Source organism: Streptomyces sp. CT34 (assembly GCF_000805335.1).
GTDB lineage: Bacteria > Actinomycetota > Actinomycetes > Streptomycetales > Streptomycetaceae > Streptomyces.
The window spans coordinates 6,266,442-6,279,724 of sequence record NZ_KN708638.1; the positions used below are offsets into that span (position 1 = coordinate 6,266,442).

Sequence of the window (13,283 nt, forward strand, 5' to 3'; positions counted from 1 at the left end):
GGCCTGCCGCGACGGCGACATCGCCGGCTTGCTGGCGGTCCTGGACCCCGACGCGGTACGCCGGGCGGACCGTGCCGCGCTGCCCGCGGGCGTCCCCGCCGAGGTCCGCGGGGCGGCGGCCGTGGTGGAGCAGACCGCGGTCCTCGGCAAGCGGGCGCGGTGCGCGGCGCCGGCGCTGGTGAACGGTGCCGTGGGAGCCGTCGTGGCGCCGGGCGGCCGGCTGCGGATCGTGCTCACCTTCACCATCGGGGCAACCGCCGACGGCCCCCGGATCACCGGGTACGAGGTGATCGCCGACCCGGCACGGCTGCGCGGGCTCGACCTGGCCGTCCTCGACGCGTAGGGCGGGGCCGGCCGAGGTCCTGCCCACGGGCCGGCCGGGCCGGGCCGCGGCGCCCCGTACGGTCAGCGCGCGACCGTACCGCCGCGGGCGCGGGCGATCAGCACCTGCTGCTGGGCCAGCAGCACGATGCCGAAGTACAGCAGGACGGTGACGGTGCCGAGCCCGGCCGCGACCGTGGTGTCGATCAGGAAGTGCTGCCCGAGGCCGGCGATCCACAGTGCCGCGGTGGCCAGGTTGCCCTGCCGCATCACCGTGCCGCCCTTCAGGGACAGCCGCACGGTGAACGCGCGCACCGTGGCGAGCAGTACACCGACCACGAGGCTCGCGGCGAGCATCCCGGCGTCGCGGCCGGACAGCGGACGGGAGGTGAGGTACGCGGCGGTCTCGACGGCGCCGATGACGACCAGGACCAGGCCGATCGGCGACTTCTCCCGCAGCGGGCGCTCGGTGAGCTGACGGGACAGCAGCCATACCAGCACGGCGGCGGTGATGACGAGGTTGGCGTTGGTGGTGTGGTCCATGACCCCTGGGCCTTCTCTGCGAGGTGGGTGTGCGCGGGCTGCGCCGCGTGCCTTCCACGGTGCGGCCAAGCGCGGGCGGAGGGATCAGCCGCCGGGGTGGAGAAAGGGGTGGAGATCGCGCCGGCCGGGTGCGGGACCGGCGGGTCGTGCCGCCATCATGGACCGGTGCGGAACGAGGGGACACGGGAGATACAGGGGACGCCGGGGGCGCAGGGGATACGGCCGATACGGCGGCTGCGGCCCGGCCGGTTCCGGGACGGCCTGGACGCGTCCCGGCTGCGCCGGATCGCCCTGAACGCGCTGGCCATCGCCGTCGCGGTCGTCCTGCCGCGGGACACCCCTCAACTGCCGGTCGTCACCGTGCTGTTCCACGCGCTGATCGTGCTGTGGGCGGTGACCACGGTGATCCGGCACCTGCTGGCGCCGCCCTGGCCGGGCGCGGTGTGGAGCGTACTGCTGGTCGGCGGCGCGGTCTGCGCCGGTATGAGCCCGCAGCCGTCCGGCCCGGCGTTCGTGGCGGCGGCGGGCCTGTTCCTGCTGACCTCGGCCGTCGAGAACGGCGTCCGGTGGATCGCCGCCGCCACCGCGGCCGGGATCGCCGGCTTCGCGCTGGCCCACGCCGCCGCCGGCGGGAACCCGGAGGCGGCCGTCCCGTCGCTGATCTCGGCCGTCACGGGCGGCGGCTTCGGCCTCCTGGCCCGGCTGAACGGCCTCGACCGCCGTACCGAGCGCAGCGCGGCCGAGCGGCGCGCGGAGAAGGCGGTGCTGGAGGAGCGCGCCAGGATCGCCCGGGACATCCATGACGTGCTGGCCCATTCGCTCGGCGGCCTGGTGCTCCAACTCGACGCGCTGGAGGCGGTCTCGGCGGCGCGCGGCGCGGACGAGGAGGTGCTCGTCCGGGTGCGCGGGGCGCGGGAGATGGCGGCGGACGGCCTGGTGGCGGCGAAGCGCGCGGTCGATGCGCTGCGCCGGCTGCCCGCCGGCATCGACGCCGCGCTCGGCGAGATCGTCGCCGGTGCCCGTGCGCTCGGCATGACCGTGGACGTCGAGCTGCGCGGCGAACCGGGCCGGGTGCCCGCGCCGGTCGCCGAGGTCGCCGCGTCCGTCACCGTCGAGGCGCTGACCAACGCCCGCAAGCACGCGCCGGGTGCGCCGGTCGCGGTGACGCTGGAGACCGGCCGGGACGCCGTGCTGCTCCGGGTCGCCAACCCGCTCGCGGCGCCGGGCGGCCCGGCGGTGCCGCTGCCCTCGGGCGGGCACGGTGTGGCCGGCATGCGGGAGCGGGCGCAGATCGTCGGTGGCACACTCGACGCGGGTGGGAAGGACGGGGTGTGGACGGTGGAATGCCGGGTTCCGTATGAGTGACGGCAGTGGCCCGGGCTGCGGCAGGGGCCCGAGTGGTGGCGGCGGTCGGAGTGGCGGCGGTCCGAGCGACGGCAGCGGTCGTGGTGACCGTGACCGCGGTGGCCGAAGTGACCGGCCGGTGCGGGTGGTTGTCGCCGACGACCAGGCCGCGGTGCGCGACGGCCTGGTGACCATCCTCGACCACGAGCCGGAGATCGAGGTGGTGGGGACCGCCGCGGACGGCGCCGAGGCCGTCGAGCTGACCCGGTGCCTGACCCCGGACGTGGTGCTGATGGACCTCCGGATGCCCGGGGTCGACGGCGTCGCGGCGACCCGTGCCATCACCGCGCCCGGCCCGGGCCCCTCGGTACTGGTGCTGACCACCTACGCGGACGACGAGTCGGTGGTCCGGGCGCTCCAGGCGGGCGCGGCCGGCTATCTCACCAAGAGCGCGGGGCGCGCCCAGATCGTCTCCGCGATCACCGCGACCGCCGACGGGCACCGCACCTTCGCCCCGGAGGTCGCCTCGGTGATGGTGCGCGGCCTGACCCACCGGACGGCGCTGGAGCGGATCGCGGCGGCGCACGCGCTGACCGTCCAGGAGACCCGGGTCCTCCAGCTGCTCACCGAACGGCGGAGCAACCGGGCCATCGCGGAGGAGCTGTTCGTCTCGGTCGCCACCGTGAAGACGCACATCAACAACCTCTTCGGCAAGCTCCGGGTCGGCAACCGGACGCAGGCGGCGGAGCTGGTCGAGCGGGTGCGCGGCGAGCGGGCGTGAGGCGCCGCCGGTGCGGACCGCCGTGCCGGGCCACCCGCGCGGAAGAGCGTGCCGGATCACGCGGGCAGGGCATGACCCCGCGGCGGCGATGTACTAGAGTTATCTCGACATCGAGATATCTGGCGAGAGGCGTACCGCTGCCGCGCTAGTTAGGGGTGCCTAACTAAGGCATACCTTAGCGGATCGGCCAGGACCTGTGACGGCAGGATGCGGTGGTACGCGCGAATTCATGCATGAAGGAGACTGTCGTGTCGGCGAACAGCTTCGACGCCCGCAGCACCCTGCAGGTGGGCGACGAGTCGTACGAGATCTTCCGGCTGGACAAGGTCGAGGGCGCAGCCCGCCTCCCGTACAGCCTGAAGGTGCTGCTGGAGAACCTGCTCCGCACCGAGGACGGCGCGAACATCACCGCCGACCACATCCGCGCGCTCGGCAACTGGGACTCCCAGGCGCAGCCGAGCCAGGAGATCCAGTTCACGCCGGCCCGCGTGATCATGCAGGACTTCACCGGTGTGCCGTGCGTCGTGGACCTCGCGACCATGCGTGAGGCCGTCAAGGAGCTGGGCGGCGACCCGGCGAAGATCAACCCGCTGGCGCCGGCCGAGCTGGTCATCGACCACTCCGTCATCGCCGACAAGTTCGGCACCAACGACGCGTTCAAGGAGAACGTGGAGCTGGAGTACGGGCGCAACAAGGAGCGCTACCAGTTCCTGCGCTGGGGCCAGACCGCCTTCGACGAGTTCAAGGTCGTCCCGCCGGGCACCGGCATCGTCCACCAGGTCAACATCGAGCACCTGGCGCGCACGGTCATGGTCCGAGGCGGCCAGGCCTACCCGGACACCCTCGTCGGCACCGACTCGCACACCACCATGGTCAACGGCCTCGGTGTGCTGGGCTGGGGCGTCGGCGGCATCGAGGCCGAGGCCGCGATGCTCGGCCAGCCGGTCTCCATGCTCATCCCGCGCGTCGTCGGCTTCAAGCTGACCGGTGAGCTGAAGCCGGGCACCACCGCCACCGACCTGGTGCTGACCATCACCGAGATGCTCCGCAAGCACGGTGTCGTCGGCAAGTTCGTGGAGTTCTACGGCGAGGGCGTCGCCGCCACCTCGCTGGCCAACCGCGCCACCATCGGCAACATGTCGCCGGAGTTCGGCTCCACCGCCGCCATCTTCCCGATCGACGGCGAGACCCTCAACTACCTGCGCCTGACCGGCCGCAGCGACCAGCAGGTCGCGCTGGTCGAGGCGTACGCCAAGGAGCAGGGCCTCTGGCTCGACCCGGCCGCCGAGCCGGACTTCTCCGAGAAGCTGGAGCTGGACCTCGCGACGGTCGTCCCGTCGATCGCCGGCCCGAAGCGCCCGCAGGACCGCATCGTCCTCGCCGAGGCCGCCACCCGGTTCGAGCGCGACGTCCTCAACTACGTCTCCACCGCGGACGAGGCGGGCGAGGAGTCCTTCCCGGCCTCCGACGCCCCGGCCAGCGTCAACGGCGTCCCGGCGCGGCCGACCACGGTCACCGCCCCCGACGGCTCGACCTACGAGATCGACCACGGTGCGGTGACGGTCGCGGCCATCACCTCCTGCACCAACACCTCCAACCCCTACGTCATGGTCGCCGCCGCGCTGGTCGCGAAGAAGGCCGTGGAGAAGGGCCTGACCCGCAAGCCGTGGGTCAAGACCACCCTGGCGCCCGGCTCCAAGGTCGTCACCGACTACTTCGACAAGGCGGGCCTGACCCCGTACCTGGACAAGGTCGGCTTCAACCTCGTCGGCTACGGCTGCACCACCTGCATCGGCAACTCCGGCCCGCTGCCGGAGGAGGTCTCCAAGGCCGTCAACGAGCACGACCTGGCGGTGACCTCGGTCCTGTCCGGCAACCGCAACTTCGAGGGCCGGATCAACCCCGACGTCAAGATGAACTACCTGGCGTCCCCGCCGCTGGTCGTCGCGTACGCCCTCGCCGGCTCCATGAAGGTGGACATCACCCGCGAGGCGCTGGGCACCGACACCGAGGGCAACCCGGTGTACCTCAAGGACATCTGGCCCTCCGAGGCCGAGGTCAACGACGTCGTGGCCAACGCCATCGGCGAGGACATGTTCAACAAGTCCTACAGCGACGTCTTCGCGGGCGACGCCCAGTGGCAGGCGCTGCCGATCCCGACCGGCAACACCTTCGAGTGGGACGCGGAGTCCACCTACGTCCGCAAGCCCCCGTACTTCGAGGGCATGCAGATGGAGCCGGCGCCGGTCGAGGACATCGCCGGTGCGCGGGTCCTGGCCAAGCTGGGCGACTCGGTCACCACCGACCACATCTCCCCGGCCGGTGCGATCAAGGCCGACACCCCGGCCGGCACGTACCTCACCGAGCACGGTGTCCAGCGCCGCGACTTCAACTCCTACGGCTCGCGCCGCGGCAACCACGAGGTCATGATCCGCGGCACCTTCGCCAACATCCGCCTGCGCAACCAGATCGCGCCGGGCACCGAGGGCGGCTTCACCCGCGACTTCACGAAGGACGGCGCTCCGGTGTCGTTCATCTACGACGCGTCGCAGAACTACCAGGCCGCCGGCATCCCGCTGGTCGTCCTGGCCGGCAAGGAGTACGGCTCCGGCTCGTCCCGCGACTGGGCCGCCAAGGGCACCGCGCTGCTCGGCGTCAAGGCAGTCATCGCCGAGTCCTACGAGCGCATCCACCGCTCGAACCTCATCGGCATGGGCGTCCTGCCGCTCCAGTTCCCGGAGGGCGCCTCGGCGGAGTCCCTCGGCCTGACCGGTGAGGAGACCTTCTCCTTCACCGGCGTGACCGAGCTGAACAACGGCAGCACGCCGCGCACGGTCAAGGTCACCACCGACACGGGCGTCGAGTTCGACGCGGTGGTCCGCATCGACACCCCCGGTGAGGCGGACTACTACCGCAACGGCGGCATCATGCAGTACGTGCTGCGGAGCCTGATCCGCAAGTAATCCGCGACGCGGCGGCGGCCGGGCCGCACCGCAGCGGTCAGGGCCGCACTCCCCGGAAGGGGGGTGCGGCCCCCGGCTTTCCGTGGCCCGGGACCCTCTCCCGGTCCGTTCCCGGCCGCCAACTACCCTTGCGGCGGCGCGAGCAGCTCGATTTCCGCCAGGTCCGCCCGGTGCGAGGAGACGAGGCGGTAGTGCCGGTAGGAGCCCGGCGCGGCGATCGAGAAGACCCGGGTCTGGCGGTCCCAGGCGAACGACTCGCCGGTCCGCCGGTCCAGTTCCGTCCAGGTCGTGCCGTCCGGTGACCCCTCCAGCACCCAGTCGCCGGGCGCCCGCGCACGGTCCGCCGAGGTGAGCGTGTACTGCACGGCCCGGACCGGCCGCGCCACCGGCAGCTCCACCGACGTGAACTCCTGTGACGTGGCCGAGGAGTTGTCGAAGAGCGGGCCCGAGGGGATCGTCACGTCCCGCGGCGGCGCCGGCACCCGGTCATCCCGGGTGATCGAGGCGGGCCCGGCGTCCGGACCGGTGGCCCAGCGGGAGGGGCGGGGGCCCATGGCGAAGTCCAGGGTGCCGCCGCGGGCCAGCAGCGCATGCGGCAGCGCGGTGGAGTCCCACGGCTTCCCGTTGACCCTCAGGCCCTGGACGTAGACGTTCCGGGCGCTGTTGCGGGGGGCGTTGACGGTCAGGTCGCGGCCGTTCTCCAGGTGGACGGTGGCCTTGGTGAAGAGCGGGGAGCCCACCGCGTACTCGCCCTGCCCCATCACCAGCGGATAGAAGCCGAGGGAACTGAAGACGTACCACGCGGACATCTCGCCGTTGTCCTCGTCGCCCGGATATCCCTGGCCGATCTCGCTGCCGAGATAGAGCCGGCCGAGCACCTCCCGGACCTTCTGCTGGGTCTTGTAGGGCTGCCCGGCCGCGTCGTAGAGATAGGCGATGTGGTGGGCGGGCTCGTTGCTGTGCCCGTACATGCCCATCCGGACGTCGCGGGCCTCGGTCATCTCGTGGATGACCTCGCCGTACGAGCCGGCGAACCGCCTTTCCGCGGTCTCCGGGGTGGCGAAGTACGCGTCCAGCTTCCTCGCCAGACCGGCCCGGCCGCCGTAGAGGTTGGCCAGCCCCCGGGTGTCCTGCGGTGCGGCGAAGGCGTAGGTCCAGGCGTTGGTCTCGGTGTAGTCGTAGCCCCAGACGCGCGGGTCGAACTTCTCCGGGGGCAGCCGCCAGTCGCCCTGCGCGTCCTTGCCCTGGAAGAAGCCGATCCGGCGGTCGAAGAGGTTGACGTAGTTGCGGGCCCGGCCCAGGAAGTAGTCGGACTCCTCCTTGTAGCGGAGGTTGTGGGTCTTCGCGTAGAGCGCCTGTCCCATCCGGGCGATGCCGAAGTCGTTGAGACAGTCCTCCAGCGCCCAGGACGCGCCCTCGCGGGTGTCGGTGCTGGTGTAGCCGAGGAACGGCGCGGTGGTCATGCCCTTGCGGCCGACGCCGGAGAACGGCGGGGCGACGGTGGCGTTCTTGACGGCCGCGTCGTAGGCCGCGGCGGCGTCGAACTTCACGCCCTTGACATAGGCGTCGGCGAAGGCGACATCGGAACTGGTGCCGGTCATCAGATCCGCATAGCCCGGTGACGACCAGCGCGAGATCCAGCCGCCGTCCTTGTACTGCCGGACGAAGCCGTCGGCCATCTTCCCGGCCCGGCCCGGGGTGAGCAGCGCGTAGGCGGGCCAGTTGGTGCGGTAGGTGTCCCAGAAGCCGTTGTTGACGTACACCGCACCGTCGACGATCTTCGAGCCGGTGCGGGTGGGGGTGTCCGGGCCGGCCGGCGGGGAGAACGGACTGGCGTAGCGGACCCGCGAACCGACCTGCTCCGAACCGGAGTTGGGGTAGAGGTAGAGCCGGTAGAGGCTGGAGTAGAGGGTGGTCAGCTGGTCGCGGGTGGCGCCCTGGACCTCGATGCGGCCGAGGAGGGAGTCCCACTGCGCCTGCGCACGGTCCCGGACGGCGGCGAACGTGGCGCCGGCGGGGATCTCCCGGGCGAGGTTCGCCTTCGCCTGGTCGACGCCGAGCAGCGAGGTGGCGATCCGCATCGTCACGGTGCGGTCCGCGCCGGGCGCGAAGCGGAGGTAGCCGGTGACGTCCTTGCCGCCGCCCCCGGCGAGCCGGCCGCCACCGGTCACCGGCCTGTCGAAGACGCCGTAGACGAACAGCCGGCCGGCGCCGATCGACAGCCCGCTCTTGACGTCCGAGTAGCCGCTGACGACACCGTGCGCGAGGTCCAGCTTCAGGCCGCCCTTGTCGTTGATGTTGTCGAAGATCAGGCCGGCGTGGTCGCCGGGGAAGGTGAAGCGCATCATCGCGGCGTGGTCGGCCGGGGCGATCTCCGCTTTCAGGCCGTTGTCGAAGGTCACGCCGTAGTAGTGCGGGCGGGCCGTCTCGTTGGCGTGGTGGAAGGGCAGCGCCCGGCCGGTGCGCGAGGCGTCCGGGGTCCCGGCGGCCACGGTCGGCATCACCTGGAAGGTCTGCCGGTCGCCCATCCAGGGGCTCGGCTCGTGGCTGGCGCTGAACGCCTGGAGGGTGGGCAGGTTGTCGGCGTTGTTCTTCCGCGCGTATTCGTAGAGCCAGTCGGCGGAGCCCGCGTTGGTCACCGGGGTCCAGAAGTTGAAGCCGTTGGGGACGGCGGTGGCCGGGAAGGTGTTGCCGCGCGAGAAGCTGCCGCTGGAGAGCGTGCCGCGGGTGGTGACGGCGTAGTCGGAGAGGTGCGCGAGCGGCTTCTCCGGGGCCTTGGGGCCGATGGTGATGTCGTCGACCCAGCCGCGGAAGGCCGGCGCGGTGCGCGGCGCGGTGGGCGCGTCGTAGGCGAGCAGGATCCGCGCGATGGTCTTGCCGGCGGCGACCGCGCCGATCCGCGACTCCCGGTTGTTCCACTGGTTGACGTAGAGCGTCCTGGCCGCGGCCTGGCCCTGCGGGGTCAGCGGTGCCCCGTACTGGTCGACGGGGTGCAGCTGGCTCAGATACGTCCCGTCGGTGAAGGCCAGATCGACGGCGACATGGGTCGCGGGGTAGTCCGGATCGGTGGTGGACATCTCCGGGAAGACCTTGTACGAGAGCGAAGTCGCCGCGGTGACCGGGGTGTTGACCCGGAAGATCTTGTTGTACGCGTACCCGCGGCCGGCGGCGGTGTGGGTGCCGGCGTACCGCAGCGCATGGCCGCCGGTGAAGCCGGCGTGCGCCTTGGCGGTGGGGGAGCCGGCCGGGCCGGTGTCGGTGCGGGTGCTCATACCGGGCGCCCCGGGGGTGTCCTCCGGGCTGACGCCGGAGGTCTTCGGCCTGCCGTCGGGGCCGGTCTCGACGGTGTCGGTCCAGTCCGGCTGCGGCTGGCCCGGTTCGAAGGAGGAGCTGAACTCCGTTGACCCCGGGGGTGGTTGAGACGGCGCCGCCTGCGCCGCGCCGGTCGCGCACGGTGCGCCGAGCAGGAGCAGGGCCGCCGCCGCGAGGGCGACGGGGCGGGCGATCCCCCGCGGTGGACTGTGCCGGTGTCTGTGCCGCACGCGAGCCCTCTCAACGAGATTGACATCGTTGTCAGTTGCGTATTGCAGAGATAAGTAAGGTGCGCGGGGACTTGTGGTGTCAAGGGTGCCGGGGTGATCCGCGGGTGCCCGTGTCGCGGAGAACGACGCGGCCGGTGCGCGCATACCGGTGAGGTCTCAACTAGGGAAAGAAGCCCGGCCGAAACGGTGTCCGATCTTGCCCCTTCGGCCGGAAGTGGACTATACCTATCGGCGTCCGAGCGGCCCTGCGACGAGAGGCCGTGGACGCCGGGGGAAACGGGGGGAAAGGGCGGACCGGAGGAATTCCCCGCATATCCCCAGTGAGCCCGGTGCACATCCCGTACCACTCAGCTTCATCTGACCTGCGGTGCCGGGGTGGCTCCGGTACACCGCCTGAGTCCTGAAGAAGGCGAGGACTTGAGCATGGGATCCACCTCTGAAGTCAACCGTCGCGATCTGGTCAAGCGGGCCGCGGCCCTGGGAATTCTCGCCGTACCGGCCATGGGCGCACTGTCGTCCTGTGCCACCGGCGGCGGTGGCGGCTCGGACGACGGTACCAAGAACAAGGGCGCCACCTCGGCAAGGAATCCCCTCGGCGTGAAGAACGGGGCACCGCTGGAGGCGTTCATCTTCAAGGGCGGACTCGGCGACCAGTACGCGAAGGACGCCGAGGCCGATTACCAGAAGGCGTACGGCAGCACCGTCAAGCACACCGGCACCCAGCAGGTCGGCCCCAAGCTCCAGCCGCGCTTCGCCGGCGGCAATCCGCCGGATCTGATCGACAACTCCGGGGCCGACCACCTCGATATGAACAAGCTGTCCGCACAAGGGCAGTTGCAGGATCTCACGCCGCTGCTCGACGCCCCGTCGATGGACGACCCGAAGAAGAAGGTCCGGGACACGCTCTACCCCAGCACCATCGAAAAGGGCAAGCACAAGGACACCTTCGACGTCTTCTACTACGCCTTCACGGTCTACGGCACCTGGTACTCCCGCAAACTGCTGAAGGACAAGGGCTGGACCTATCCCGCGTCCTTCGATGACATGATCAAGCTCTGCGCCGAGATCAAGAAGGCGGGGATCGCGCCCTGGACGTATCCGGGGAAGTACCCCTACTACGTCCACTTCAACATCTTCGCCCAGATAGCCAAGATCGGCGGACTCGACAAGTGGATCGCCATCGACAACCTGGAGCCGCATGCCTGGACCTCGAACGACGCGGTCAAGCAGGTCATCGGGCACTACGAGGAACTCGCCGCCAAGGGCTTTTTCCTGGAGGGCAGCCAGGGCCTGACGCACATTCAGGCGCAGACCGCCTGGACCCGCGGCAAGGCGGCCTTCATCCCGAACGGCTCATGGGTGGAGAACGAGGCCGCGCCGACCACCCCGGCCGACTTCGGTATGGCCGTCGGCCCGCTCTTCGACGGCGGCGGCGGCGACAAGATGCCGCACGGCACGCTGCGTGCCGAGCCCAGTGAGCCGTTCATCGTGGCCAAGGGCGGCAAGAACCCCATCGGCGGCATGGAACTGCTGAGAATCATGCTGTCCAGGAAGCACGCGCAGAATTTCGCCACCAAGGTCAAGTCGCTGACCTCCGTCCAGGGCGCGACCGACGGAATGCAGCTCTCCCCGGGCCTTTCCTCCGCGGCGAAGGCCGTCAAGGAGGGCGGAAAGAACCTGCTGATGATCCAGCTTCAGGAGTGGTACCCGAAGCTGACCGACGAGAAGCTGGGCGGGCTCACGAGCCAGCTGTTGACCGGCGACCTGAAGGCCGCCGACTGGATCAAGAAGGCCCAGCAGTACGCGGACGAGACCGCCCGGGACAGCTCCGTCACCAAGTTCCACCGCGGCGCCTGACCAGGGAACCGACCACGTACCACCGCTGACGAGGGAGGGCCGGGGAGCGCCATGCGACACGGCAAGTACCGATTCATCGTGGGGTTCCTGGCCCTGCCTCTGCTGCTCTACGGGGTATTTGTGATCTCCCCGTTCGTCCAGGCGTTCCAGATATCGACGACGGAGTGGAGCGGACTGCGCGGTACCGCGAAGAGCGTCGGGCTGGACAACTACACCAAGCTGCTGCGCAGCGACGAATTCTGGAACGCGCTCCGGCACAACGTCGTCATGCTGGTGCTGGTGCCGATCGCGACGCTGACGCTGGGGCTGTTCTTCGCCTTCATGCTGAACGTCGGCGGCAGAGCCCGCCGCGGGGCGGTCGTCACCGGCGTCCGCGGGGCGTCGTTCTACAAATTCGTCTACTTCTTCCCGCAGGTCATCTCGATCACCATCATCTCGGTGATCTGGTTCAACATCTACAATCCGGATCCGCACGACGGCATGCTCAACTCGCTGCTGGGCGCGGTCGGTCTGCACTCCCTCCAGAGTTCCTGGCTGGGGGCCGGCAGCATCGCACTGGCCTGCATCATGGTGGTGATGGTCTGGGCGAATGTCGGCTTCTACGTCGTACTGTTCTCCGCCGCCATGGCCACCATTCCGCGGGAGATCTACGAAGCCGCGCTGCTGGACGGCGCCAACCGCTTCCACACCTTCTTCCGGATCACCCTGCCGCTGCTGTGGGACACCGTGCAGACCGGCTGGGTCTATATGGGCATCATCGCGATGGACGCCTTCGCGCTGGTGCAGATCATGTCGGTCAACATGGGCGGTCCGGACGGCGCGACGGATGTCGTACCGCTCCGGCTGTACCAAACCGCCTTCCGCGACAGTCAGTTCGGCTATGCGGCGGCGATGGGTGTGGCCATGCTCGTCGTGACGCTGTTGTTCGCCGTCCTCACGATGCGTTTCGCGCGCCGTGACCGGATCGAGTTCTAGGGGCAGGGCGCATGGCGACGGAAACCAACACGGCACAAGAGCGTCCGGTGGCCGGCGGTCGGCGACCCCGTGGCCGGAATGGCGCCCGGACCGGGCGCCGTAGCTCCGAGGGCGGCACGCTCAATGTCTTCTCGCACGGCATCCTGTTCGTCTGGGCGCTGATGGTGGGCATGCCGCTGCTGTGGGTGCTCTGGAGTTCCTTCAAGAGCAGCGGTGCCATTCTCACCACCCCCTGGTCGCTCCCGGGAAAGCTGCACTTCGAGAACTGGGTCAACGCCTGGGACAAGGCGAACATCGGTAAGATGTTCCTCAACACCCTTATCGTGGTGGGCGGTTCGGTCACCGGCACGATGGTGCTCGGTTCCATGGCCGGCTATGTCCTGGCGCGTTTTCAGTTCCCCGGGAACCGGATCATCTACTACCTCTTCGTCGCCGGTATGTCCTTCCCGGTCTTCATGCTGGTCATCCCGCTGTTCTTCGTGATGCGGGACTTTCCCGGGATCCCGCTGCTGGCGACGTACCAGGGCCTGATCGCCGTCTATATCGCCTACTCGCTGCCGTTCACCGTCTTCTTCATGACGTCGTTCTTCCGCACCCTGCCGACCTCCGTGGCGGAGGCGGCGATGATCGACGGTGCCTCGCACGCCCGGACGTTCTTCCAGGTCATGCTCCCGATGGCCAAACCCGGTCTGATCAGTATCGGGATCTTCAACTTCCTCGGGCAGTGGAACCAGTATCTGCTGCCGATGGTCCTCAACCAGGACGAGGGCAAATACGTGCTGACCCAGGGCCTCGCCAATATCGCGCTCCAGCAGGGCTACGAGGGCGACTGGGGCGGTCTGATGGCCGGCATGATGATCGCGATGCTGCCGGTGCTCCTCGTCTACTTCATCTTCCAGCGCCAGGTGCAGGCCGGTCTGACGGCGGGGGCGCTCAAGTAGCCCTCCGGCAGGGCGG

General features: G+C 69.9%; 8 protein-coding genes and 1 pseudogene. 7 read left to right on the forward strand and 2 right to left on the reverse strand.

Going from position 1 to position 13,283, the window contains the following annotated elements; all coding sequences use genetic code 11:
• Window positions 1–343: pseudogene (locus RZ84_RS41780) on the forward strand (RNA polymerase subunit sigma-70); the annotation flags it as partial.
• Window positions 344–405: 62 nt separating this feature from the next.
• Here the strand turns inward: RZ84_RS41780 and RZ84_RS27350 are convergent.
• Window positions 406–864, reverse strand: coding sequence for a DUF1453 family protein (locus tag RZ84_RS27350; RefSeq protein ID WP_043266664.1), 459 nt, complete (start codon window positions 862–864; stop codon window positions 406–408).
• Between the two features lie 165 nt (window positions 865–1,029).
• Between RZ84_RS27350 and RZ84_RS35210 the strand changes: the two genes are divergently transcribed.
• The 3 genes from RZ84_RS35210 (at window position 1,030) to acnA (ending at window position 5,952) form a co-directional block, all read left to right on the forward strand.
• Window positions 1,030–2,229, forward strand: a complete 1,200-nt coding sequence (locus RZ84_RS35210) for a sensor histidine kinase (protein WP_157878902.1) — start codon at window positions 1,030–1,032, stop codon at window positions 2,227–2,229.
• Window positions 2,230–2,347: 118 nt separating this feature from the next.
• The gene (locus RZ84_RS27360) at window positions 2,348–2,989 is read left to right on the forward strand and encodes a response regulator transcription factor (RefSeq protein ID WP_043266666.1); all 642 of its coding nucleotides are present in this window, start codon (window positions 2,348–2,350) and stop codon (window positions 2,987–2,989) included.
• A 248-nt stretch (window positions 2,990–3,237) separates the two neighbouring features.
• Window positions 3,238–5,952, forward strand: a complete 2,715-nt coding sequence (gene acnA / locus RZ84_RS27365) for an aconitate hydratase AcnA (protein WP_043266668.1) — start codon at window positions 3,238–3,240, stop codon at window positions 5,950–5,952.
• A gap of 122 nt (window positions 5,953–6,074) precedes the next feature.
• Here the strand turns inward: acnA and RZ84_RS27370 are convergent, their stop codons facing one another.
• Window positions 6,075–9,494: a GH92 family glycosyl hydrolase gene (locus RZ84_RS27370; RefSeq protein ID WP_043266670.1), complete on the reverse strand. Its 3,420-nt coding sequence runs from the start codon at window positions 9,492–9,494 to the stop codon at window positions 6,075–6,077.
• Between the two features lie 423 nt (window positions 9,495–9,917).
• On the opposite strand from RZ84_RS27370, the gene ngcE reads away from it, so the two are divergent.
• The 3 genes from ngcE to RZ84_RS27385 are packed head-to-tail and all read left to right on the forward strand — an operon-like array spanning window position 9,918 to window position 13,267.
• Window positions 9,918–11,351 carry an N-acetylglucosamine/diacetylchitobiose ABC transporter substrate-binding protein gene (gene ngcE / locus RZ84_RS27375; RefSeq protein WP_043266672.1) on the forward strand — a complete coding sequence of 478 codons (1,434 nt, stop codon included), beginning with the start codon at window positions 9,918–9,920 and terminating at the stop codon, window positions 11,349–11,351.
• A gap of 51 nt (window positions 11,352–11,402) precedes the next feature.
• Window positions 11,403–12,326, forward strand: a complete 924-nt coding sequence (locus RZ84_RS27380; protein WP_043266674.1) for a carbohydrate ABC transporter permease — start codon at window positions 11,403–11,405, stop codon at window positions 12,324–12,326.
• An 11-nt stretch (window positions 12,327–12,337) separates the two neighbouring features.
• Window positions 12,338–13,267: a carbohydrate ABC transporter permease gene (locus RZ84_RS27385; protein ID WP_043266676.1), complete on the forward strand. Its 930-nt coding sequence runs from the start codon at window positions 12,338–12,340 to the stop codon at window positions 13,265–13,267.
• The last annotated feature ends 16 nt before the right edge of the window (window positions 13,268–13,283 follow it).